This window comes from Bacillus sp. Xin1 (genome assembly GCF_013314535.1).
Classification (GTDB): domain Bacteria; phylum Bacillota; class Bacilli; order Bacillales; family Bacillaceae_G; genus Bacillus_A.
On sequence record NZ_JABUAE010000002.1, the window covers coordinates 291,447 to 311,013 of the forward strand.

Annotated in this window: 18 protein-coding genes; 7 read left to right on the top strand and 11 right to left on the bottom strand. The window is 34.3% G+C overall.

All coding sequences use genetic code 11. From position 1 onward, the window contains the following. Positions 1–15: 15 nt before the first annotated feature. Positions 16–528: a Crp/Fnr family transcriptional regulator gene (locus HRG09_RS04620; RefSeq protein WP_174099576.1), complete on the bottom strand. Its 513-nt coding sequence runs from the start codon at positions 526–528 to the stop codon at positions 16–18. 180 nt (positions 529–708) lie between these two features. Here HRG09_RS04620 and HRG09_RS04625 point away from each other — a divergent pair, with 180 nt between their 5' ends. Then, complete coding sequence (locus tag HRG09_RS04625) at positions 709–933, top strand: hypothetical protein (RefSeq protein WP_174099577.1); 225 nt, start codon at positions 709–711, stop codon at positions 931–933. Between the two features lie 290 nt (positions 934–1,223). Here HRG09_RS04625 and HRG09_RS04630 read toward each other — a convergent pair whose 3' ends face one another. The 3 genes from HRG09_RS04630 to HRG09_RS04640 all read right to left on the bottom strand — a co-directional run bounded on the left by HRG09_RS04630 (position 1,224) and on the right by HRG09_RS04640 (position 3,772). Next, complete coding sequence (locus HRG09_RS04630) at positions 1,224–2,024, bottom strand: sulfite exporter TauE/SafE family protein (protein WP_174099578.1); 801 nt, start codon at positions 2,022–2,024, stop codon at positions 1,224–1,226. Positions 2,025–2,141: 117 nt separating this feature from the next. Continuing rightward, positions 2,142–3,140 (bottom strand): inorganic phosphate transporter, encoded by a 999-nt coding sequence (locus HRG09_RS04635; protein WP_174099579.1) that lies wholly within the window; start codon positions 3,138–3,140, stop codon positions 2,142–2,144. An 11-nt stretch (positions 3,141–3,151) separates the two neighbouring features. Continuing rightward, the gene (locus HRG09_RS04640; protein WP_174099580.1) at positions 3,152–3,772 is read right to left on the bottom strand and encodes a DUF47 domain-containing protein; all 621 of its coding nucleotides are present in this window, start codon (positions 3,770–3,772) and stop codon (positions 3,152–3,154) included. A 311-nt stretch (positions 3,773–4,083) separates the two neighbouring features. On the opposite strand from HRG09_RS04640, the gene HRG09_RS04645 reads away from it, so the two are divergent. Further along, positions 4,084–6,102, top strand: a complete 2,019-nt coding sequence (locus HRG09_RS04645; protein ID WP_174099581.1) for a transglycosylase domain-containing protein — start codon at positions 4,084–4,086, stop codon at positions 6,100–6,102. Between the two features lie 99 nt (positions 6,103–6,201). Here the strand turns inward: HRG09_RS04645 and HRG09_RS04650 are convergent, their stop codons facing one another. Together HRG09_RS04650 and HRG09_RS04655 are read right to left on the bottom strand one after the other, a co-directional pair. Next, complete coding sequence (locus tag HRG09_RS04650) at positions 6,202–6,636, bottom strand: hypothetical protein (RefSeq protein WP_174099582.1); 435 nt, start codon at positions 6,634–6,636, stop codon at positions 6,202–6,204. A 621-nt stretch (positions 6,637–7,257) separates the two neighbouring features. Then, on the bottom strand, positions 7,258–8,511 hold the full coding sequence (locus HRG09_RS04655; protein ID WP_174099583.1) for an ATP-binding protein: 1,254 nt from the start codon (positions 8,509–8,511) through the stop codon (positions 7,258–7,260). Between the two features lie 157 nt (positions 8,512–8,668). On the opposite strand from HRG09_RS04655, the gene HRG09_RS04660 reads away from it, so the two are divergent. Continuing rightward, complete coding sequence (locus HRG09_RS04660) at positions 8,669–9,514, top strand: DUF72 domain-containing protein (protein WP_174099584.1); 846 nt, start codon at positions 8,669–8,671, stop codon at positions 9,512–9,514. A gap of 447 nt (positions 9,515–9,961) precedes the next feature. Here the strand turns inward: HRG09_RS04660 and HRG09_RS04665 are convergent, their stop codons facing one another. The 4 genes from HRG09_RS04665 to deoD form a co-directional block, all read right to left on the bottom strand. After that, positions 9,962–10,156, bottom strand: coding sequence for a DUF3924 family protein (locus tag HRG09_RS04665; protein WP_174099585.1), 195 nt, complete (start codon positions 10,154–10,156; stop codon positions 9,962–9,964). A gap of 129 nt (positions 10,157–10,285) precedes the next feature. Next, on the bottom strand, positions 10,286–10,816 hold the full coding sequence (locus HRG09_RS04670; protein ID WP_018764243.1) for a tyrosine-type recombinase/integrase: 531 nt from the start codon (positions 10,814–10,816) through the stop codon (positions 10,286–10,288). A gap of 108 nt (positions 10,817–10,924) precedes the next feature. Continuing rightward, on the bottom strand, positions 10,925–12,730 hold the full coding sequence (locus HRG09_RS04675) for a sensor histidine kinase (RefSeq protein ID WP_174099586.1): 1,806 nt from the start codon (positions 12,728–12,730) through the stop codon (positions 10,925–10,927). Between the two features lie 187 nt (positions 12,731–12,917). Continuing rightward, on the bottom strand, positions 12,918–13,625 hold the full coding sequence (gene deoD, locus HRG09_RS04680) for a purine-nucleoside phosphorylase (protein ID WP_174099587.1): 708 nt from the start codon (positions 13,623–13,625) through the stop codon (positions 12,918–12,920). A 279-nt stretch (positions 13,626–13,904) separates the two neighbouring features. Between deoD and HRG09_RS04685 the strand changes: the two genes are divergently transcribed. Next, positions 13,905–14,687, top strand: a complete 783-nt coding sequence (locus HRG09_RS04685; RefSeq protein ID WP_174099588.1) for a hypothetical protein — start codon at positions 13,905–13,907, stop codon at positions 14,685–14,687. Between the two features lie 5 nt (positions 14,688–14,692). Here HRG09_RS04685 and mprF read toward each other — a convergent pair whose 3' ends face one another. After that, positions 14,693–17,269, bottom strand: a complete 2,577-nt coding sequence (gene mprF / locus HRG09_RS04690) for a bifunctional lysylphosphatidylglycerol flippase/synthetase MprF (protein WP_174099589.1) — start codon at positions 17,267–17,269, stop codon at positions 14,693–14,695. Between the two features lie 219 nt (positions 17,270–17,488). On the opposite strand from mprF, the gene HRG09_RS04695 reads away from it, so the two are divergent. The 3 genes from HRG09_RS04695 (at position 17,489) to HRG09_RS04705 (ending at position 19,514) form a co-directional block, all read left to right on the top strand. Beyond that, on the top strand, positions 17,489–17,878 hold the full coding sequence (locus HRG09_RS04695) for a hypothetical protein (protein WP_174099590.1): 390 nt from the start codon (positions 17,489–17,491) through the stop codon (positions 17,876–17,878). A gap of 23 nt (positions 17,879–17,901) precedes the next feature. Next, positions 17,902–18,393, top strand: a complete 492-nt coding sequence (locus tag HRG09_RS04700; RefSeq protein WP_174099591.1) for a YpuI family protein — start codon at positions 17,902–17,904, stop codon at positions 18,391–18,393. Between the two features lie 206 nt (positions 18,394–18,599). Beyond that, a complete protein-coding gene (locus HRG09_RS04705) occupies positions 18,600–19,514 on the top strand; it encodes a superoxide dismutase (protein WP_174099592.1) in 915 nt (304 codons plus the stop codon). Positions 19,515–19,567: the final 53 nt, after the last annotated feature.

Genomic DNA, 19,567 nt, shown 5'->3' on the forward strand with positions numbered 1-19,567 from the left:
ATAAAAAACGAGGTGTTAGTTCGCCTCGTTTTTTATTTGTTCTCGTAACAAGCGATTTACTGTTTCACGGCGTACGCCGATAAGTTGTCCAATTTCTGTTTGTGTTAAGATCTCATAGATAGGAATTCCATCTAAATACAGTGAGAACCACTCTTGCAAACGATGTAGACGTTCTTTTGGAGAAACAGTTGTTAATTGATCGATTCGCTGTTGCATCATACGTAATTTTGTTTGTAGCTGCAGAGCGACATTCGCATATAATTCTGGATTCGCTTGTAATTTTTCGTACCATGTAGTTCCTATAATAGGTTCGACCTCTGTTTTAATTAAAGCAATTGCTGTACCATGATACTCTTTCGGTGAAATTAAAGAGTGGTGAGGGATTGTCTCACCAGGAACGATAATGTTAAATAAAAATGGTGTTCCATCTTCTTGTAATCGAACGACTTTCAATAGACCTGTTTTAATAAAGTATAAAGGCCCTTCTTCACCTTGACGAAATAATATATCCCCTTTATGTAGAATCAATGTTAGCACCTCTTTTAAGTGTTCCTATTTGTTCATTTTACTGATATATGTTATACATATTAAAAAGAAGAAAAGCCTACAAAACAGCAATTGTATTGACGAAATGTATGCTATTACAGTAGTATACTATTTAGTGTGTAATAGTACTAGCAATAAATACGCTGTAGGGGGTTTAATATATTGTTAGATGCGAAGATGACTGATATGAGAATTCCAGCTAATGCCGTCATACATGTGGAAGAGATGAAGGGTGGAGTTGTTCTATCAGTTGAAATAGAAGGTCAAATTATTTATACAATGGCTTATGATGAAGAAACGGATAGCTACGCTGAATTGTATAATAGAAATGATAAACGAGCACGTCAAGTGCATGAAGATTTTATGGGGTGGTCACTCCTTCATTAGAAAGATGTCAATATGACATCTTTTTTTGTTGAATCGATAGATTATACGAATTTATGTAATAAATAGATAAAATTTGTAATAATTGATTTTGCATTGTTAGCACATTGTAAAGGCAAAGTGTCTGTTTTTTCGCTATTATAGGGATAACAGTCGCAGCTATAGGAGTGATCAACTTGAATAATCTACATATTTCAAACTTAATATTGTTGTGTGTGTGCGCAGTATTATGTGTTGTGTTAGGAACATTTTTATATTCTTGCGTATAAAAAACGCATTCTAAAAAGAACGCGTTATAGAAATGAAGTAATAATTAATCTAGTTCCAAGAATGATCAATGTAATACGTAATAAATTAATAATTGCATTACCGCTTAATTTTGTATTAACGAAAGCCCCAATTTTTCCACCAATCCAAGCGCCTGGAATAAGAATTAATGCATAAATCCAGTTAACATTTCCAAGAGAAATATGAGTCAAAGAACTTACAATTGCTGATAAAAAGACAATAAACATGGAAGTTGCAACAGCAATTTGTGCAGGGAATGCAAAAAGAAGCATCATTGCGGGAACGAGTAATGCCCCGCCACCAATTCCAAATAATCCAGATATGAAACCAACTACAAATGCGATAATAATCGAAAGAAACGGTGGGAATTGATAATGAACAGTATTACCTTCAGCATCTGTGAAAGAACGTTTAATAACAGTTGCATTTGAGAGGGAAAGAGGTTTCAATTTATCACGTAACATGAGAAGGATAGATACAAAAATAAGAAAAATTCCAAAGTATAAAGAGAAAGAATCCTGATTCAAAAATTTGTTTGCCCACGATCCAATGATGCCCCCAGGACCGCTTCCTATAAATAAAATAAGTCCACTTTTATAATCTACTCGCTTATGTTTCATATAAGTAAGAGTAGAGGAGAGACCAGTGAAGACTACGGTCACAATTGATGTTCCAACTGCGAGCTGAGGTGATAAACTATGCAGTCCAATCAGTAAAGGAACGATGATAATTCCCCCACCAAGTCCTACTAGACTTCCGACTGTTCCTGCGATTAATCCAATAAAAAGTAACATGATGTATTCCAAAATTGCCAACTCCTCTGTATAACTAATACAACACTCATTATACACGCTTTTTGAAAAGAAATAAGATTGTTCACAAAAAAGTCGTCTTCCTAGAAAAATAAGGAAGACGACTTTTAATTAGAAAATTAAATGTAATAGGTAGTAGAATAAAGCAGCTAAAGAAGCTGAAATTGGAAGTGTAATCACCCATGTAATTAACATGCGCTTTGCAGTTCCCCATTTTACACCTTTCACACGGTGAGAAGCACCAACCCCTAAAATAGAAGAAGAGATAACGTGCGTCGTACTAACCGGTAAGTGAATGAATGTTGCTCCGAAAATAACAAGTGATGATGATAAATCGGCAGCTACACCATTTACAGGACGAATTTTCATAATTTGTCCACCGACAGTTTTAATAATTTTCCATCCACCGACGGAAGTACCAAGACCCATTGCGAGTGCGCAAGATAATTGTACCCAGAACGGGATATCGCTAGAAGTGTGATAGTTATTTGCCATAAGAGCCATCGTAATGATTCCCATTGCTTTTTGTGCATCATTCGTACCATGTGTAAAAGCTTGTAATGCTGCAGTGAAAATCTGGAATATACGGAAGTTCTTGTTCGTTTTCGTTAAGTTAAAGTTTTTAAAGACCACTTTAAAAATACTATATACGATGTAACCAATAACAAAAGCGACGATTGGTGAAATAATTAAAGCTTCAAGAATTTTTATGAACCCTTTAAAATTTAACGAGCTAAAACCAGCAGCAGCAATTGCTGCACCTGCGATTGAGCCAATGATTGCATGCGAAGAACTACTTGGAATACCATAGTACCAAGTGATCAAATTCCAAGCTATTGCCGCAAGCAAAGCAGCTAAAATTACAAGAGAACCATTTGGTAAGGCAAATGGGTCAACGATATCTTTTGTTATCGTTTTTGCTACACCTGTAAATGTCATTGCACCTAAAAAGTTCATGATAGCTGCCATAATAATTGCATGTCTAGGCTTTAGAGCTTTCGTTGAAACAGCCGTTGCAATAGCGTTTGCTGTATCGTGAAATCCATTGATAAAGTCAAACGCTAAAGCGCAAATGACTACTAAAACAGTCAGTATTAAGAGTGTATCCATGATCAAACTCCTTACGCGTTCTTCATAATAATTGTTTCTAATACGTTTGCAACGCTTTGACAGCTATCAGCAACTTCCTCTAGCTCTTCATAAATCTCTTTGTACTGGATGATCTTAATTGGATCTTTTTCACGAGAGAATAAGTGTTTAATCGCATGACGACGGATATCATCACACTGTGATTCGTAATCCTTAATTTTAATTGCATTTGTGCGAATGTCTACTAATTTCTTATCCGACATAAGTTCAACGGAATTTGCAATCTCAATCGCACATTGATTGATTGCTTCCACAAATTTAATCATGTATTCATCTGCCTCTGTAATAGAATACATTTCGAATAAACCTGCACTGTGATCTAATCCGTCTAGTACATCATCCATGCTCATTGCAAGTTGCAGGATGTCTTCACGTTCGATAGGAGTAATAAACGCTTTGTTTAGCTCCATAATGATTTCGTGAATAAATGAGTCACCTTTTGACTCGTATTCTTTCATGCGCATAGAAAATTCTTTTAAATCGCTAGCATTTTTAATTTTATACTCCACGAAAAATTGCGCGCCTTCTTTTAAATTTTCGGAAACATTCATTAACATTTCAGAAAATTTATCTTTTTTAGATTTAAAGACCATTATTGTTACCCCCACAAAAGTAATATATGTAAAATATATTGGCTAGTCAATTCTAACAAAAAACTGTCGGTTTTTAAAACATTTTATCGAAAAGTTTACAAAAACTTAACATAACTCACGTTGATGTATTAATAATATTAATAATCAATAATGAATATCTTACTTGTAGAATGTCCTTTTCTTGTAAAAAGTATGAATGTGAAAGAAATACTTTACACTTGGCGAACTACTACGTTATTATAATAAATTTAAAAGGAGGGAGTTTCTTCCTTTTTCTAACGAAAGTGTAAACAAATGAAGGAAGTGAATAAATGAAATTGAACAACACTCATTTCAAGAAAATGCTTGAGTGGTTCAACAGGAGGAAGAAACTGCGCAATACATTATACGTTTTTGGTGGTTTTTTCGTTGCCCTATTTATTGTAGTAAATATAATAATCTCCATTCAAGACATATCTGCATTAAAACAGGCTGTTCCACAGCCAACACTTATTTATGATGCAAATAAAGAAGTGGCAGCAAAGTTATCTTCTTCCAAGGCGGAAGGAGTTAAAAGAAAAGATATTCCTGATATTATGGTTCAAGCGATTGTAGCAGTAGAAGACAAAGAGTTTTTTAGCCATCATGGTATTGACTATAGTGGGATTATGAGTGCTATGTTAAAAAATATTACGGCGGGAGAAGTAGTTGCTGGTGGCAGTACAATTACACAACAGCTTGCGAAAAATGTATTTTTAACACAAGAACGTACATTTTCACGGAAATTTAAAGAGTATTTTTTGACGAAGAAGATAGAGCGTGCGTATACAAAAGATGAAATTATTGAAATGTATATGAACCAAATTTATTTTGGTGAAGGGGCTTGGGGGATAAAAAAAGCAGCGAAATCATATTTCGATAAAGAAGTAAAAGAATTAACAATAGCAGAAGCTGCGACAATAGCGGGATTAATTAAGGCACCATCAACCTATTCACCATATAAAAATTTTAATAAATCAATTGAAAGACGTAATGTTGTTTTAGCTTTAATGAAAGAGCAAGGATATATTACAGAAGATCAATATAAAAAAGAAAAAGAAACAGGCCTTACTTTACGTCGAGGCGTTGATGATAAATACAAAGGGAAATATTCACAGTATGTCGATTATATTGTTCGAGAGGCAATGGAGAAATATGAATTGACACAAAATGAAATTTTAGCTGGTGGATATCGTATTTATACAGAACTCGATCCGAAAAAGCAACAAGCGGTAGAAGATGTTGTGAATAATGATAGCTACTTTAAAGGAAGTAGTTCAGATCAGTTATTGCAAACAGGTATTGTGCTCATGGATCCAAAAACTGGTGGTGTTCCAGCATTAGTTGGAGGGAGGGGGACGTATCAATTTCTACAATTTAATCATGCAACGCAGTTAAAAAGACAACCAGGTTCAACATTAAAACCTCTTGCAGTATATGTACCAGCACTAGAGCAAGGTTATGAAGTGTATGATGTTTTAAAAGATGAGCCACTTAGTATAAAGGATTATACGCCTCAAAATAGTGATCATACTTTTCATGGGGATGTTACTATGTATGAAGCAGTTGCAAGGTCTTATAATGTCTCAGCTGTTTGGCTGTTAGAACAAATTGGATTAGAAAAAGGTTTGAAGTCATTAGAGCGTTTCGGTATTCCTTTGCAGGAGGAAGACCGCACTCTCCCTATCGCTCTAGGAGGAATGCATAATGGAACCTCTCCCTTTGTAATGGCCCAGGCTTATGCAACATTGGCAAATGATGGAGTACAAATTGAAGGACATGCAATTCGTGAAATACAGAATGCTGAGGGAGAGATAGTAGGGAAATGGTATAAAAAAGAAACTCGTGTAACGAGTGAGAAGATTGCTCAAAAAATGACGTATTTATTAAAAGGCGTTGTTGAAAAAGGAACGGGCGAAAAAGCAAAGGTGAAAAATATTGATACTGCTGGTAAAACAGGAACCACTCAGCTTATAGATGGTCCAAGCAGTGGAGCGAAAGACTCATGGTTTGTTGGCTATACTCCGGATCTTGTTGGCGCAATTTGGGTTGGATATGATAAAACCGATAGCGAACATTATGTTCCAGGTGGTAGTCAAATTACAACGACAATGTTTCGAGATATTATGAAAAAGGCTGCCGGAAATTCCGCTCAAAAAGCATTTCAGTTGTCCCTTATCTCAGAAGCTGACTATTCAAAACAATTAAAGACAATTGAAGAAGAAAAAAGAAGAAAAGAAGAAGAAAAACTGAGAAGAGAGCAACAGAATGAGTGGATGGATAAAGTAAAAGAGTGGATTCCATTTTGGTAAAATAATAAAAAGGTGAATGATTAAAAGGTCACTGAAAAACGTACGTTTTTCAGTGACCTCGATTTTTTATGAAATGAAAGTTTTTTCAACAGGTGAGTACTATTCAGTGAGACGAACAGTTGCCTTGGAATGAGATTGTGAATTGTAAGTAATCGAAATTGTCCCTTTACTGAGTGGCTCATAAGGTAGGTCTTCTTCGTATCTTCCAGTATTTTTATTGTGAATGGATAATATGATTTCATCGATTTTCTGATTCTCATATTGTTCTTTAATCTTTTTTGCAATCCGACCCAGATCATGAGGAGAAGAAGCTTCTGTAATCATCATTCCTTTGATAACTCTTTTTTCTTGAGATGAGGAAGATAATTGGGGTACTGCATTTGGCGTTGCATATAGCAGCTTATATGGTGCTATACTACTGTTCTCTGCTGCTTTTGATGTAGAAGTGTATTCTAAAGTTAAAAAGAGTCCTGAACATAAAATGATGCATGACATAAGAGCGATCCAAAAGCGAATTGGTAATAAGATTTTCATTTTCATCCCTCTTTCATATCATCGTCTTCAGTATCTATCATACAAAATAAGCATTAAGCTAGAGTAAATTTGAAGTAAAGAAACGTAAAGAAGGAGATTAAGTATTTCACATATAGACAGATTGAAAAAACGAGATAAAACCTTTCCTTTTAGGTGGGAGAGAGTATCCGTCCATGCATAGAAGCGATGAGTTCCTTTTTTTAGCCCTATGCCGTGTGAAACCAAAAGGAGAAAACGAGTGGGAATCTCTTTTTATTTTCATAGCCGTGACTTATATGTCGGAAAATCAAAATGAATATATATAGAATGGATAGTCGCTAGTTATTTCTTACTGTGGAATAGAGGAAGAGCCATTGTTTAAGCGTACGCTTACAGCTAGAGCGGTTATATTGATATGTCGAAATAAATGGAAGAGTTGAAGAGAACGTGAGCCTAATGAAGTTTTATAATACTTCCCATGAAAGAGAATTATAATACATGTTGGTTGGGGTACAGATTAGTGAAGAACTTCGGTCCTATGCTGGAAGTTAATAAATCGTATATTTTGAATATATTTACTTAATTATATCAGTGGGGTTTCATCCCCACTGATGGAAGTTTCTCTTTACTTTTAGGAAAATACTATAAGTCCACGTTTTTTGTTGTTAACGGAATTGAGATGATAAAAGTTGTACCATTTTCCTTACTAGAAACTTTTAAAGTTCCATTGTGATTTTGAATGATTTTTTTTGTTACGGATAATCCGAGTCCAGTTCCTGCATCTTTTGTAGAGAAGAATGGATCAAATATATATTCTTGAATCGCTGGGGGGATACCGGTTCCGTTATCTTGGAAAGTAATGCGAGCAAAATTATCTAAGCGATGACTAGTGATTTGAATGGATAAAGGTTTATCACTTTTTGCATCCACAGCATTTTGAAATAAGTTTAGGAAAACTTGAACGAGCTCATATCGATCAATATTCACTAATATGTCTTCTAAATCAGAGGATAAATTATATTCAATAGAAATGTTATGCAAAAATACTTCGCTAGCTAGTAGTTGTTGGATATATTCACGTAAAAAAGTATTGATGGGAAATGGCTCTCTTTTAAATTCGTGTGCTTTTGAAATAGATAAAAATTTAGTGATGATACTATTTGCACGATCTAATTCAGGAATGAGCAGGTTTTGAAAAAGTTCTTTATTAGAAGGTGAAACACTTTCTTGTAAAAATTGCAAATAACCACGTACTGTTGTAAGTGGATTACGAACTTCATGTGCAATTCCAGCTGCAATTCGACCGGCTAATGCAAGTTTTTCAGCATCGCGCTCGGTATTTAAATAATGAAAGACGCTAATCACACGGAAAATATCCCCATTATAATCACGAATAATGCGATTGTTAGAAATACCATAGTTTGTATCTAATACCTCTTCGTTGTAAATTTCTTTTCCGCTTCTTAATGTTTCTAAAGCTTTAATTTTTTCTTCTGGTAAGTTTAATAACTTTTGAATTGGTTTGCCAATTATATCGTTTCGCAATATGCCAAAATCCTCTGCTGCGGATTGGTTGCATAATGTGATAATGCCCTTATTGTCAATGAAAGTGACATGATGTGAAAATGCATCAAAAATATGGATAAAATGTTTTTCGAGTTGCTCAAATAGAAATAAGGAATCACAAGTTAGCACAAAGCTGGATTCTATATCTTCTTTTGGTATGTGAGTAATGGAATGGGAAGTTCCTTTTTTATGTAACTGTAAACCTAGTTGTGAGTTTTTGTATGTAAAATGATGTGGTAATTGATTCACCAACTGCCCATAAAACTGTACTTTTTTTTCTAATTCTTTTATTTGCTTTTCATGAGATAAAGTAGTATTCTCTTGAACCATACATAAATAACTCCTCAATTTAAAAATTCTTCCATTTAGTATATCATATTTTATAAAGATGCTCTTGAAGAAAATTGAAACTTTGTTCAGTAGGCTGGAGTGTTTTCTTTAATTAGGTATGTACTGATTAATAGAAATGAGATAAGGAGGGGTAAGAGTGATTTCTATTGGATTAACAGGATGGGGAGATCACGATTCTTTATATACAGGTTCCTATGAAAATAGAAATAAATTGCGAACATATAGTGAGTATTTTCCTATTGTTGAAGTCGATAGTTCGTTTTATGCTATGCAACCAGTTCGTAATTATATGAAATGGGCTGGTGAAACGCCAAAAGATTTTTCGTTTGTTGTTAAAGCATATCAAGGGATGACGGGACATATGCAAGGAGAGATTCCATTTTCAAATATGGATGAGATGTTTGAAATATTTAAACAATCCATTGTTCCCCTTCAAGAAGCGTATAAATTAAAGACGATATTATTTCAGTATCCGCCTTGGTTTGATTGTCAGAAGAAAAATGTAGATTTACTTCGTTATACAAAAGAAAAAATGGAAGGATTGCCGTGTGCCATAGAGTTTCGAAATCAAACGTGGTTTCATCCGAATATGCATGATAAAACATTACAATTTTTAGAACAAGAAAAGTGGATTCACACGATTTGTGATGAACCACAAGCTGGAATTGGTTCTGTTCCACTTGTATTAGAAGCAACGGATTCAGAAATGACGCTGATTCGATTCCACGGTCGCAATATTCATGGATGGCTTGATAAAGGGGAAAATTGGCGAGCAGTTCGCTGCTTATATCGCTACAATAAAAAAGAGCTTGAAGAATGGGTGGAACGATTAGAGAAATTACAGAAGAAGACGAAGAATATATATGTTTTATTTAACAATAATTCAGGTGGGGATGCTGCGGATAATGCCAAGCAACTCATGGAAATGATGAATATTCCATATGGAGAACCAAAGCCGGAACAGCTCAATTTATTTGAATAAATATAAAGTGAAACTTAATCAGTAGGGGATCCGCCACTGATTATTGCCCCTCACCAATTGAACTTTTACGAACAGTAGCAGGATAAAAAGAAAAACACTGTACAAACAGGGGGAATGTACAGTGTTTTTCTATATGAAAAAGAGGGGTAACAATGTTACTGAGCGTTTGGTTGATTCATCAATTGTTGGCTTCATAATAAATGATAATGGTTATCATTATCAATGTCAATAGTTTTTCAATAATAAAATAAAAAAATATTTTATCCCACGTTAATCGGCAGTAAGATTTCCATCTCAAGGTTCAGAGAGAAACAAGGAAAGTAGGTGGTGGTAGTTCAATTTGCATACGTAAATAAAAATAAGAGGCTAGGTAAGAAGTGAGAAAAAGAGGGGAATATATAATGGATTATGTACGCAGCGAGGGAAGAAATTGAAAAAGAACAGCTTCTAGCGCTGTTCTTTTTCAATTACATATTGTTGTAAATCAAATGGAGTTATTTCTTGAATAAACTCTTTTGAAATAAGAGTTTGAACGAGTGTGCTTTCTGAAATTGTAGTACCCGTTTTCTTTTGATAGGCTTGTGTTAACAATCCAAGTTTTTCTGCAGTTTCTTTTGGTAATTCAATTGTGAATGTGTTCATAATTTCTCCCCCTTATTACTAGAGTACCACTACAAAATAGGAGAAACAAGAAAAGAGAATATGAAACATAAAAAAGGTTACCAGCTTTAAACTTGGTAACCTTTTTTATGTATAAGAATGTATATTTTTTTATGCAATCCCGATATACTTTAAAGTTTTTGATGGGGTGCTATGATCAAAAAAGTGTTGTAAAAATGCAATATCAACACCCGATTTGTATGCACAATATCCCCAAGTTTTACGAAGTGTATGTGAGCTAATCCCTTCTAAACCAACTTCTTTTGCAGCTTTGTTTAAAATATACCATGCATGCTGTCTTGTAATGGATTTTGTTCCTTTTTGTGATTTCAATAAAGGTTCATTTCGTTTCCACGTTTTACGTTCTCTCATATAATCTTCGATTGCATGTTGTAAGTCTTCATTTACAGCAAACCATTTATGTTTTTTTACTTTTTCATTGTAAAATAAAATGGAGTGACGAACATTTTCATTTTCATCGATAACATCACCGACTTTTAATTGTAAAATCTCACTTACTTTTAGACCGGAATTTACAGCTAATACGAATAGTAAGCCATCACGTTTCGAAGATTGTAAGAGTATATTTTTGATTTTTTCTAATTGTTTTTCATTTTGAATAGGTTGTCCTGCTTGTTTCATTTCACGCACTCTCCTCTTTATATGTGTGTAAAGGAAAGGATTAACTTGGTTACTACTATAAAGGGAGAGTGTGAATTTCATGTGAACTCCTCGTGAAATTAAGACAAATTATTTGACTTCTTTTACTTTTTGTAAATCAAAATAAAAAACGACGCTATCATCGGTATTGTATACGCCGTATTCAGCATGATGAAGTTCTAATATGTTTCTGACAATGGATAGGCCAAGTCCAGTTCCTCCAGTATGACGACTACGGGAAGCGTCTAAACGATAGAAGCGATCCCAGATTTTTTGTAAACTTTCATCTGGAATTGGGTTACCCGTGTTTTCAATTTCTACTTTAACTTTTTCTTCATTTTCGATGACACGAATAAAAATTTCTTTGCCATCAGGTGTATAGCGAATTGCGTTGCTAAGTAAATTCACAACAACTTGCTCAACACGATTGCGATTCGCTTCAACATATATAGAAGGGTTTGCATTGATTTCTACTTGTAATTGTTTCTCTTCCATACTAAATAATAGCTTCGTATACACTTGTTGAACGAGTTCACCAAGTGAAAAAGTATTCATTTCTAGTTTATATGTGCCCGATTCTAGTTTGGCTAATTCTAGCATCTCAACAATGAGTCGGTTCATGTTTTCTGTTTCTTCTAAAATAACATCGGTATAGTAAGTAGTATCTTTGCTCACGCCATCTTTAATCCCCTCTGCAAAGCTTCTAATCACACTCAGTGGTGTTTTTAATTCATGAGATACACCAGAAATAAATTCCTTTCTCGTTTTTTCTAATTGACGTTCTCGTTCGATATCTTGTTGTAATTTTGTATTTGCGACGTTTAATCGATCTATTCGGTCTTTTAAGTTTACTGATAATGTATTAATGCTGCTAGACAAACCGCCAATTTCATCATCTGCTGAAACAGGTAATTTTTCAGTGAAATCAAAATTAGCCATTTTTTTTGTAACACGATTCATTTTAATAAGCGGTTTAACAATGATTTTTGAATAATAAAAGGAAAATAAAATAATAACAAGAAATACGATAATTAAGGCATAAACGTAATAATCTTTTAAAACGAGCATTGCTTCATTAACGGGCTGTAGGGAAGTCATTGCGAAAGCAAATTCTTTAATTTCTCCTTTTTCAATAACTGGTTGTACAAAAATTTGACTTTTGACTTCATCGTCTCCACCTATTTGGTAAGTAGTTAATTTATTTGAATTTGTTTTACCAAGTATGACAGACAATTCCCAATGCTGAACGCCTTGTAAAGTTTCCAAATTATTCGCAAGGCGAATGTCATTTTTTGAAGGTAGGTGTATTTTAGATACAGTACCTTGAAATTTATGAATACCAAGTTTTGTATACCTGTTTCTTTTTAAGTCGCCCCAATCGATATTAAATAATTTAAAGTCAGAAATGATATTATCATTTTGCCATGAATTATAGCGATTTGTTAGTGTAACAGGAATAATCACATTTTTCTTTAAAATGCCTTCTATGAGAAGAACATCATTCACTTTTAACTGTAGATTCATAAATTTCGTGTATTCATCGTTTGTTAAAATGTTGTTGAGTGGAATTGAATAGGTTTTATTTGCTTCATCTACAATTTCAATATAGTAATTATTTTCATCTTTTATAATTCCATATGGATCTAATAAAACGACATCAGCGTTTGTTTTCTCATGAAATTCTTGTTTGAGTTTTCTTATTTCCTCAAATGTCTTGTCACCCTTTTCGTAACTGGATAAAAACTTTTCAAAAGCAGTTTGAACGGTTTGAACTTTTTTGTTGATGTAAAATTTTTCTAAAAATAATGATTGTCCTAGAAAAAAAAGGAGGAAGGTAACCGTAAATAATGTTGATGTTAATAAAAATAGTTTAAAGACAATACTTCTTTTTTTCACTTCTTCACCTCACAAAAGAGTGCTCGCATAAATATTTTCTTTATTATAACAAACGATAATAGACAGTAGGGACTGAAAATCTGTCTCTATCTGGAGCAGTTTTTTATAAAAAGTCATATAAAGTGATTATTTAATTTAGAAATGATAAAAAAGAACCTGCCAGACGTATGACAAGTTCTCCTGTGCATTATTGTTGGATTGCAGCATCTAAAGCGATTTCAATCATTTCGTTGAATGTAGTTTGACGTTCTTCAGATGTTGTTTCTTCTCCAGTGAAAATGTGATCACTTACTGTTAATACAGATAATGCATTTACACCGTATTTCGCTGCTAATGTATAAAGTGCAGTTGTTTCCATTTCTACAGCTAATACACCGTATTCACCAAGTTTTTTCACCATATCCATGCTCTCACGGTAGAACACATCGGCTGTTAAAACATTACCAACACGAACGTGTAATCCCTTTTCTGTTCCAGCATCATATGCTTTCTTTAAAAGATCAAAGTTTGCCGATGGTGCAAAGTCAAATCCAGGGAATGTTAAACGGTTCATGTTAGAGTCTGTACAAGCCGTCATTGCGATAATTACGTCACGCACTTTTACATCTTTTTGAATCGCTCCACATGTACCTACGCGAATTAAATTTTTCACTCCATAGCTTTGGATTAATTCGTTAACATAAATAGAGATAGATGGAACACCCATGCCTGTCCCTTGAACAGAGACACGCTTTCCTTTATAAGTTCCAGTGAATCCTAACATGCCGCGTACGTTGTTATAGCAAGTTACGTCCTCTAAAAATGTTTCTGCAATATATTTCGCACGTAGTGGATCGCCAGGTAGTAAAATAGATTCAGCAATTTCACCTTGTTTTGCTTCAATATGAACGCTCATAAAAAATCCTCCTTGTTATGTATAGATATAAATTAACACCATCTGCATTATACACTAGGAATCCTACCAATTAAAATCTTTTTCTTGTTTGTAGTATATACAAGATACACTGCTTTCAGTAATTCTTTATTCGTTTCCCGATTTATGGTTATTTTTTCTTTAAGTGAGAACTTTCCTTTATTTTATAGAGGATTTTTATAGAAAAAATAGAATGAATTTTGTAACAATATTCTATTTACAGGCATAGTTGTACGAATTATTTCACGACTTATAAAAAGTATGGCAGGTGATGATTTGAAAAATCTTGTCATTGGACTAGTTGCTTTACTACTTATTGTGGCTGGTGGATTCTACATGCAAAAGTTTAAAGGAACAACAGAAACAGCAGGGGACATTCGAGAAGTAGAGTGGGAGATAAAAAATAGAAAAGGAAATGAAGAAATAGATATTACCTTTCAACTGTTTAATAAGAATAACAATGAGATTCGTGGAGTAAATGATCGTATTCGGGCTATTATTGTAGATGAGCAGTTCAAGGAAATCCAGCAAATAAACCCTGCATTCGCTGGAAGTGGTTCTTATAAGCTGTCTTTAAACGGAATGAAAGATAAAGGTTATACGATTTTCTTATATGAGGATCACGGTAAAACAGAACAGTCCTTTTCTAAGAAAAACTTTGGGGAAGAGGAAAAAGAGAAGAAACAAAAGAATTTAATAGAAGACACAGTGCTTACAAAAAAAATTGGCGATTACCAAATGTCGCTTTTATTTGGAGCTTTACATCCAAATGAAGCAGCTACATTGACATTTCAATTGCAAATGAAAAAAGGAGAAAGGGTGAAGTTTAGCTCAGGCACTGGAGAACAGGGGGCACTTTATATAGTCGATGAAAAACGAGAACATTTTTTATATGCAGTCCCTATAAATGAAGAAGAGCAATTGCAATATCGTATTACCTTCCCAGAAGAAGGAATATATAAAATATGGGGCACATTTTATATAAACGGAAAAAAGTATGAAAAAGAGTTTATCCTCCAAGTTCAGAAACGAAAAAGCAGCTAGTGATGCTAGCTGCTTTTTCGTTTTCCTATTAATTTTGTTACAGCAAGCATTGTAATCGGTAAGGAATGATTTTTTCGGAATGCTAAATATTTGCCGCTCCACGTAGGCTTATACTTTTCTTTAAAGTGCCGTAAACCACTAAAACTATACGTATAACGAACATTATTGAAAATGGCTGCAGCGACGCGCTCGGACCAGAAGGATTGTGTAGATAGACCAACATTAGAGAGCGGAGCCATACCGATATTGAAAGAATGATAATCGTTTTCTTTTGCCCATTGGAATAAATGGATAAAAATCGCATCCATAATTCCACCAGGTGCATCAGGGTAATAGCGCATTAAATCAACAGAAAGTTCACCAGTTTGGTAAACAGGCATAAAGGTTGTAAATGCGATGATTTTTCCTTCAGCATCAGATAAAGTTGCAATAGGAGCACGATTTATATAGTCACGATCAAAGTATCCAAGAGAAAAACTTTTTTCTTTTTTTCCTCCAAGCCAAGCATCTGAAACTTTTTTTAATTCCTCATATAACTCGTCTGAAAATGGTGGTTGATGAATGGAAAATGTATAACCTTCACGCTCAAAACGGTTAAAAGTTGCACGTAATCCAGCACGTTTTTTACCTGATATAGTAAACGTATTTAAATCAACAACAGCCTCTTCACCAAGTTTAAAGAAGTTATAGCCAAAATCGTGATATAAGCTCATCCATTTGCTTTCAATTTGATAGAAAACACAAATGTATCCGAAGCGATCTGCTTCAGCTAGAAATTCTTGTAGTACCATGCGGAAAGAAGACGAATCCCCAATTGGATCACCGAGTATAACAAGACGTTTTCCTGTTGTTGAAAATAAGAGAAGTGCTTTTCCATCACTACTGAAGAAAAATTGTTTATCTCCTAAAAAACCTAAATGGCTTAGTACATTTCCGCCATATTCATCTAAGAAGTTTTGCAAACGTTTATCGTTTGCTGGTTGCCCAGGAAATACACTACGGTAGCGATTTGCAATAAGGGAACCGATAAGTAAAAAGGTTGGGACAAAGAAAGCTGCTGCAAGTGCGCTACGTTTTACTTGGGTAATGTTACGAACAACAAAATCTGGTTTAAAAGCTTCTTTTGCTCCAGCAAATAAAATACCTAGGTTTTTGTACAAATATAATGTTAGTAGTAAAAATATAAATAATTTGACTACATCAGAGAGCGATACTTCCATTTTCTCACGCACAAATCTTTTACGGAGCATATATAATACGGCAAGTACAATTAATAAAATAAAGGTTTCTTCAATATCAATTCCTTTTAATGTGTTAAAGATTGCTGCTCCAATTAAAGAAACAATCGTCATATAGTAAGAGCGTTTCGTTCCGTAATAAATCCCTCGTGACAGAATAAGAAGAAGGATACCAAAGGTTAAAGATAAACTAAAAGAAAATTGTATGAGATGTTTTGGAGCTAAAATATGTAACGCGTGAGCACGGTTTATGCTTGTTGGTAAAATGGTTGATAAGATAACCATTAAGCCAGCAAAAACAGTTAATGCAGCGGATGCCCATGATCCTAATTTCCCTAAAAAATCACGTTGCAATGTCCAAATGACACCTGTTGTTTCTAAAGCAGGTGCGATAAATGGCTTATCTTCAATTTTTTTCAGTGCAGCTCCTGTCATTTCAAAAGCTGCAAAAATTAAACCGAGGCAAAACGGTAAAATATAGTATACAAGGCGGTATAGTAACATAGCGGGTAGTAATACGCCTGTATCGATACCGTATTGTCCTAAACCAGTCAAAAAGACAAGATCAAATGAACCAAGACCACCTGGTACAAGACTAACAACGCCAGCTAAAGCCGCAATGACATAAACTCCTAAAAACTTCCGAAAATCGATCTCAATTCCAAATAATATTAAAATAACATACATGACGATACCGGCAGATAGCCATTCCACTAAAGAAACAATGGAGTATAAAACGGTTGGGTTTTTCTCTTCTTCTTGTCCGTCTACGTTTTTTTGTTTTCGATTTTTAAGTTTAGAAAACCCGATATATATCGGTACAAAAAGAGCAAAGAAGACGAGTACAGGCCATAGCCAAGGTTTTTCATGCAGAATAAAACGTGTATCTAGTATTCCGATAAGACCGAGGAATGAGAGAAGAGCTAATCCGTTAATAAAGGCGGTTGTCATCCAAGCGATACTTTTGATAAGTTTACCATTCTCTTTTACGTGAGGCCGATATAACATTGTTCGTACGCCCGCTCCAACAAGGCCACCAAAGCCGAGAAATCCATTTAAAGTGTTGGCAGTCCATGAAACACGGAAAATCTTTTGAATAGGTACATCTGCTTTTAAATAGCGGAGCATAACAAAGTCATAAAAGAACATTGTTGAAACAGCAAATGCACCGAGCGTAATAGCTAAAAAGACTCCTCCAGTTGGAATGTTTTTAATTGTTTCAATTGCTTCTCGAAATGAAATACCAGACAATTCTTTTCGAGCTTGAAAGAATACAATTGTCAAGACAACAAATGGGAAAATAATTTTTCCAATTTGTAAGAAACGTTTCCACGAAAACGACATAAATACAACTCTCCTTGCATAAGAAAACTGAGACAATATTCTTATTATGACAAACTTCATGAAAAATAAAAAGATAAATTGCAGGATATAAAAGCTATTTTTTATATAAATATGGAAATATCATATATATGTTTGTTAAGAATTAATGATGAATTAAAATTTTGTTTATTCAGAAAAATAAGTTAAAATAGAACAAAATAAGGAAGAGAGGGAAAGCGGATGGTTATAATAGGTTACGGAGGCTATGAACTAGAAAAAGCACAATCTAATACATCAGAAGATTTCTTTAATCGATCTGAAGTAACTTATATTTTGAATGAACAAGAAAAAACATTTTCTGTATTATATGTCCGTTATTTTGAAGAAATTTTGCAAGAAATTACTCCGTTTGAAGGAAATCCAGTTTTTAAAATAGAAGAACAAGACATATATTTACGTGATATCGTTGCTCTAGCTTGCTTTGTTAAAAATAAAGAACTTCGTGGGCAAAAGCGTGTGTATATTAATGTAATAGAAGATTTCCAAAAATATTTTGATGATAAAACAGTGGTAAAAGTACAAAACATAATGGCTGAGTTACATAAAAATAAAAAAGTAGAAATAGCGTAAAATGGCAAAGGAGAGAAAAGGATATGTCTAATTCAATGGTTGAAAATCAAACGCATCAAATTTCGGGATTTTTAGAAGAGGTTATTACTTTAATGACTGATTTTGTAAATTATCATACATTACCTTCTTTATTAGAAGAGTCACCAGAAGGTAATAAGCATTATTATGAAGGTCTATTATCGGCATTAAGACGATTACTTGTATTTTGTGAAGAAGGGTTGGATGCGTGCCTTGTTTTATTGAGTAGTCAACCATTTCGAAAAGCGGCTGCTGAGAAAACATTATATAAAATCTATCATCAAGTAATTGCTGAATTCTTTTCACCAAAGAGTGATCAATGGTATGAAAATAGTCGCTCAGCATATACAGGGAAAAATTCCATTGCTTTTCAACAAGTACCACCTCACTCAATTGAAAAAGTAATGCAAGAATTAGAAGGTAAGTTTCAAACAATGCGTGAGGAATTGGAATATTATGAAACTGACTATCAAACGAAGATGTTACACAAGTATTAAAATAAGATTGAAAGAAACCCATTCTTTTTAGATGGAAGAGAGGATCCGGCCGTGGATAGAAGCGGTCAGATCCTTTTTTAATCCCATGCGATGTGAGAACAAAAGGAGAGAAAGAGTGGAGGATTCTTTTGCTGTTTTGTACGGTATATACAATGCGGGAACTGAATATAGTTAAAGTGGATAGCATCAAGGAGGTGTCACGTTGTATGAACCAGCAAAGTGTATTTACAGATTACTTTCATGAAGTAGAAAATTGGTGTGAAAGTGTTCTTCACGTACTAGATAGTCGTGCAACTGAAGTGTATGACGTCCATATGCTTGCCTATAAAATCCAAATGCTATTAGACCGTATGAAAGAAAATGAATATGAAACAGATGCTGAATTACTGTATGAGATAAGTGAAGATGTGGAGCACATTCAAAATCATTTACAAGAAGTATTTATGTACGAGAATGAACAATATGAATTGTACGAAAGAGAGTATACTGAACGATCTGTTCCGATCGGAGGTCACACGCTCCCGCCGTTACCCTATCCATACAATGCTCTAGAACCATATATTTCTCGAGAAATTATGATGCTGCATCATGATAAGCATCATCGTAGTTATGTAGAAGGACTGAATAAAGCAGAAAAAATGATGGAAGAAGCAAGGAAAACAAACAAATTTGATTTAATAAAGCATTGGGAAAGGGAAGCGGCTTTTCACGGTTCAGGCCATTATTTACACACGATATTTTGGAATAACATGAAAAAAGATGGGGGCGGAAGTCCAAGAGGTGCATTATCTCGACAAATTGAGAAAGATTTTGGAAGCTTTTTACGTTTTCAAAAGCATTTTACAGAAGCTGCATCGAAGGTAGAAGGATCTGGATGGGCGATTCTTGTGTGGGTACCTCGTTCGGGAAGATTAGAGATTTTACAGAGTACCCTTCATCAATTATTCACACAGTGGGATACGATACCGTTACTTGTGCTTGATGTATGGGAACATGCATATTACTTGCAGTACCAAAATCGAAAAGATGAGTACATTAAAAATTGGTGGAATGTTGTAAATTGGCCAGATGTGGAAAAGCGATTTGAAAGTGCGAAGCAGCTTGAGTGGACACCGTACTAGACGCATATTTGTGCGTCTTTTTTGCTGGTATAGAATAGAATATTTCGTTCATA

Excerpts from the sequence above, each read along its gene's own strand:
- HRG09_RS04635 (WP_174099579.1), bottom strand. The coding sequence starts at position 3,140 with ATGGATACACTCTTAATACTGACTGTTTTAGTAGTCATTTGCGCTTTA.
- HRG09_RS04640 (WP_174099580.1), bottom strand. The coding sequence starts at position 3,772 with ATGGTCTTTAAATCTAAAAAAGATAAATTTTCTGAAATGTTAATGAAT.
- HRG09_RS04645 (WP_174099581.1), top strand. The coding sequence starts at position 4,084 with ATGAAATTGAACAACACTCATTTCAAGAAAATGCTTGAGTGGTTCAAC.
- HRG09_RS04650 (WP_174099582.1), bottom strand. The coding sequence starts at position 6,636 with ATGAAAATCTTATTACCAATTCGCTTTTGGATCGCTCTTATGTCATGC.
- HRG09_RS04655 (WP_174099583.1), bottom strand. The coding sequence starts at position 8,511 with ATGGTTCAAGAGAATACTACTTTATCTCATGAAAAGCAAATAAAAGAA.
- HRG09_RS04665 (WP_174099585.1), bottom strand. The coding sequence starts at position 10,156 with ATGAACACATTCACAATTGAATTACCAAAAGAAACTGCAGAAAAACTT.
- HRG09_RS04670 (WP_018764243.1), bottom strand. The coding sequence starts at position 10,816 with ATGAAACAAGCAGGACAACCTATTCAAAATGAAAAACAATTAGAAAAA.
- deoD (WP_174099587.1), bottom strand. The coding sequence starts at position 13,625 with ATGAGCGTTCATATTGAAGCAAAACAAGGTGAAATTGCTGAATCTATT.
- HRG09_RS04685 (WP_174099588.1), top strand. The coding sequence starts at position 13,905 with ATGGCAGGTGATGATTTGAAAAATCTTGTCATTGGACTAGTTGCTTTA.
- mprF (WP_174099589.1), bottom strand. The coding sequence starts at position 17,269 with ATGTCGTTTTCGTGGAAACGTTTCTTACAAATTGGAAAAATTATTTTC.
- HRG09_RS04695 (WP_174099590.1), top strand. The coding sequence starts at position 17,489 with ATGGTTATAATAGGTTACGGAGGCTATGAACTAGAAAAAGCACAATCT.
- HRG09_RS04700 (WP_174099591.1), top strand. The coding sequence starts at position 17,902 with ATGTCTAATTCAATGGTTGAAAATCAAACGCATCAAATTTCGGGATTT.
- HRG09_RS04705 (WP_174099592.1), top strand. The coding sequence starts at position 18,600 with ATGAACCAGCAAAGTGTATTTACAGATTACTTTCATGAAGTAGAAAAT.